Source organism: Moorena sp. SIO1G6 (genome assembly GCF_010672795.1).
Taxonomy (GTDB): domain Bacteria; phylum Cyanobacteriota; class Cyanobacteriia; order Cyanobacteriales; family Coleofasciculaceae; genus Moorena; species Moorena producens.
This window is the reverse complement of record NZ_JAAHFZ010000133.1, coordinates 1-4,013: the sequence shown is the minus strand read 5'-3', so window position 1 is coordinate 4,013 and position 4,013 is coordinate 1. Positions and strand designations below refer to the sequence as shown.

4 protein-coding genes are annotated in these 4,013 nt (G+C 40.6%); 2 read left to right on the top strand and 2 right to left on the bottom strand.

Annotated features, from left to right (window positions below):
- The first annotated feature begins 135 nt into the window (after nt 1–135).
- Together F6K63_RS36395 and F6K63_RS36390 are read left to right on the top strand one after the other, a co-directional pair.
- The gene (locus F6K63_RS36395) at nt 136–306 is read left to right on the top strand and encodes a hypothetical protein (RefSeq protein WP_287314948.1); all 171 of its coding nucleotides are present in this window, start codon (nt 136–138) and stop codon (nt 304–306) included.
- A complete protein-coding gene (locus tag F6K63_RS36390) occupies nt 281–733 on the top strand; it encodes a helix-turn-helix domain-containing protein (protein WP_287314947.1) in 453 nt (150 codons plus the stop codon). The genes F6K63_RS36395 and F6K63_RS36390 overlap by 26 nt, the downstream gene beginning before the upstream one ends.
- A gap of 649 nt (nt 734–1,382) precedes the next feature.
- Here F6K63_RS36390 and F6K63_RS36385 read toward each other — a convergent pair.
- Complete coding sequence (locus F6K63_RS36385; RefSeq protein WP_287314945.1) at nt 1,383–3,839, bottom strand: SH3 domain-containing protein; 2,457 nt, start codon at nt 3,837–3,839, stop codon at nt 1,383–1,385.
- On the bottom strand, nt 3,833–4,013 hold a 181-nt coding region (locus F6K63_RS36380; RefSeq protein ID WP_287314943.1), incomplete at its 5' end, for a CO2 hydration protein. The genes F6K63_RS36380 and F6K63_RS36385, both read right to left, overlap by 7 nt.

Here is a 4,013-nt window from a genome sequence, read left to right as displayed (position 1 = left end):
CGCGATTGGCCGTAGGCCACGCTAAAAGCGATCGCATTCCCAATCCCGATTCCCGATTCCCGATTCCCGATTCCCAATTCCCGATTCCCGATTCCCGATTTCCTAACTATTCCGATATTGACGCAGTCGCTAATAGTGGAAACCACAGCACTTGACTTGCTAGCCACCCTTACCATGTTTACCACTATTACCACGCTTTCCTCCCGATTACCGGAAATTGTCAATTTCTCTTTTTTCCTTTATACTAGTAGTATCGGAATAGTTAAAGCAGGGTCAACTGATGAACAAGTGCGTTGGAACTACTGAAGCAGCATCTCTATTAGGAATTTCTTCTCGACGATTGCGCCAACTTCTAGATAAGGGTCGCGTCCGGGGTGCCTATAAAAGCGGAAAATTCTGGATTATTCCTCTGTTCAACCATTTGCCACAAATTACTAAAGGTAATCGTGGACCGAAGGGCAAATGGCGCACTAGTCGTACGACGGCTTTAGCGAAGATTAATGTTAATCGCAATCACATTGGCTCGAATATGAAGAAAGGCCCGGAAGACCGGAAGCCAGTGATTTCAGTTAAACGAAAGGGCACTAATCTCTACGGTAATGAGGTAGAAATCCTCGGTCCTTGTAAGATTGTGTATCAGCCGGATAATCCACTGGATTGTGGCGCTCGTTTGTGGATTGAAACCTTTAGTGATATTCACTTTGTTGGTGGTAGTTTTCCGGCTAGTAGTTGAGGGGGTCAAGGGCTTTTGGTTTAGCAGCTGCTGTTAACGGGACTGAGCTAGTATAAATGTATGTTTAGGTTTCAACCAACAACATATGAGGTGTGTAATGAAGGGATTATCTCTTAGCCTAGTCTTGGGCGTTGCGTTATTCGCTAACCCGGTTTTCAGTTATCAACTTGGTCAGGATGATGGCGCAGGTGTCGAGACTGCGAAGACTTGCTCCAGCTGCGGATACGATGATCCCGCAGGTGATCAGGGACAAGACTGCCCCAACTGTAAAGTAAACAGAAAAACTGCGACTAAGTAGGTAGGTCTAATTAGACGTTAAAAAAATTGTAGGGACGGGCTTAGGCGAAAGTCTTGCTAAATAAGCGATTTAACCATCAAAACCCGCCCGCCCTTAGTTGCGTTTATTTATGGCCACCTACTTATAGCGTTTCTCGCAGTTATGAGGTAAGCTTTTCAACCTCAAAGTCCCCCTTATTAAGGGGGATTTAGGGGGATCAATTTGTACCTTATGGGATATAGAATTGCTATATTTAGCTCAACTTTTATACTGGCAATCTGGTTAGCGCTTAGCTTGGGTTTGTCGTAACAGGTTAGCCAAGTTTTTTAAATCCTGACTTAGTTGGAATGAATTCATCTCTTTGGTTCTAGTTTATGGACATTCTTTGAGATAATTAGCAGCTACCCAGCCTTTGATGGGAGCGGTAATTTCATAGAACACTGAATTTGTTTTATCTATAACCGTCACCTGTTGTCCATTTTTCAATTGTTCCTTCTGTGGATGATTCAAGTCTGGATAGTCACGAACAGGTAAATAATTTTTTGTTCTGTACACCACGAAGCACTTGCCCTGTTGTTTGTTGCTGGGAGAAAATATCGAAGATGCTACTAGTAAAATACCTATTACCGGTACGGCGGTTTGTATAACTATCAGGTACACAGGATTGTTTTTCCAGTTCCGATTACCTAACTGAATTACAAACCGCTGTAAAGTCCATACAGATAGTCCTTCCTCTTCCCAATAGCTTTCTGGCAAGGTTTCAAAAACTTGTGATTTCTCATATTTGTTAAGCTTTTTAAATAAATTGGGGAAAAAATGTTTTATTTGTTGAAAATCTTCTTCAATCCACTGGCACAGAACTTCAATGGCTTTTTCACGGACGTCTGGATGTTCTTCTATTGTGAGGATTCTGTATAGTGGATCAATCACTTTTTCATCCTGAATTTCCCCGTAAGTTTGAACCACAGTTATTAGCAATTGGTTACGGGAAGTAATTTGTGGTTCCTCAACAGGGTATTGAATCTCACATTGTTCACATTTGGTATGCCACTGTTCGAGTATATCTAAAACTTCGGCGGCATGATTAGTATGATAGCCAGACTCAAATATATTAATAATTTCTTCAGAAACTCGTAATTGCTCATATTTGTCAAGCTCTTCAAATAAACTGGGTAAGAAATTGGGTAAAACAGATATTATTTGTTGAAAAGCTTCTTCAATCCACTGGCACAGAACTTCAATGGCTTCTTCACGGACGTCTGGATCTTCTTCTATTGTCAGGAGTCTGTATAGTTGCTTAAGCACTTTTTTATCCTGAATTTCCCCGTAAGTTTTAACCACAGTTATTAGCAATCGCTCACGAGAAGTAATTTGTGGTTTCTCAACAGGGTATTGAATCTCACATTGTTCACATTTGGTATGCCACTGTTCGAGTATATCTAAAACTTCGTAGGCATGATTATTATAATAGGCAGACTTAAATTCACTAATAATTTTTTCGGTTAAATCTTCACTTATTTTTCCGTATTCGCGTTGCACTAATGTACACAGCACTTCTTGTAGTTGAAATAAGTGCTGCGGTATGAGCATTCGTAAGATCTGATCGCGAAAGCGCTCAAGAACCAGAGAATTGTGGTTGTCTGACAACAATTTTATTAACCACTCTTGAAATCCTTCGGTTAGTTTTCCAGGTGGATCGGACTTTGCTGCATAGCTGATGGTCAGAGCAATAGTAGCTCGAACATTCTGTTTAAGTTTATTCTTCTTATTTTCTTCAATGCCCGAAAAATTTTCTTGGTACAAATATCTAATAGTTTGAAGTAATTGTTCCTTCTGTTCAAGCTTGTGCCACCGAGCCATTGCCCGTGCTGCCACCGCTTGGACACCTAGGGCTGTTACACCTTCTTCCCCATAAGTTGCCAGCCTTAGCAAAGTCTCTTTAACAACATCAGTGTCAATCAAACCGATGTCGCTAATTGCCCCACTAATTGCTGTGCGCAGTGGATAACGTCGCGTCTTCTCACCTAGAGAACCATACAACTGCTGCCCTACAGGAATTCCAGACGTATCTTTCTTTCTAGATACACCTCGTTTTACAGAGGTTTTAACCAGCTTTACCAGCACTGGAAGTGCAGCATAAATACGTTGTCGATATGTATTCCATGCAATTTTAAATAGCTCTAAACGCTGCTCAGGTAGCCAACTTTCAATCCTCTTTTGCCGATCGTTTTTGACTTCAACCGGGCGGAAGAAGTTATGAAAAGGCTGCAAATCGCAGTGATCGAGAGCACAAAGAGATGAGTCACGTCGATACCACTCATGGTCAGCTAATTGTCCTATGGCAACTAGACACTGATCCTCGAAAAGACCATCGAAGAAATTCAGTCCTAAAGCAATTAATTTCTCACGAGGTTGGAGAACGTTATTAAACCATCGTTCCAGTATTTTTTTATTGTCCTGAGCAAGGTTAATTAGTTGATCAATTTCTTCTGGATTTAATGGCTCTTTTTCGGTTGAAAGTAATTCAACAAATTTATAAATTTTGTCTGGTGTTTTTAACTTTTCAGCAATTGATTCAATGGAAATTTTATCTGGCAAAGACCATGGAAGCTGTTTTAGTTGATCTTTTAACTCTTTGGATAAATCATCTTTTTTGTACAGACCATCAACTTCTAAATCCTTCCAAAAATCTCCAATTGTATCGGTTAAACCCCAAACAGCACGAGGCTCATCTGTAGCGAATATGACATAGTGGTTACTATCAGCAGCAGCTTTTTGGATCAGGGATAAATCATAGTCAATATCCTGAAATCTAACCCGTGTTAGCACAAAAATTGTTCTGGTTTCAGTTTGCTCAAGTATTTGATAGAAGTTCTCAAGTCAATTTCACCCCGATGCGATCGCATATAAAAATCTCTGAGATAGTTGGGTAGATAATGCCTCATATCCTGCATCAGCAATGTCGGTGGAATTCCAGAACCACCAATAGGCAATGGGTCAGCA

Coding starts and splice junctions, on each gene's coding strand:
- F6K63_RS36390 (WP_287314947.1), top strand. CDS start 281: ATGAACAAGTGCGTTGGAACTACTGAAGCAGCATCTCTATTAGGAATT.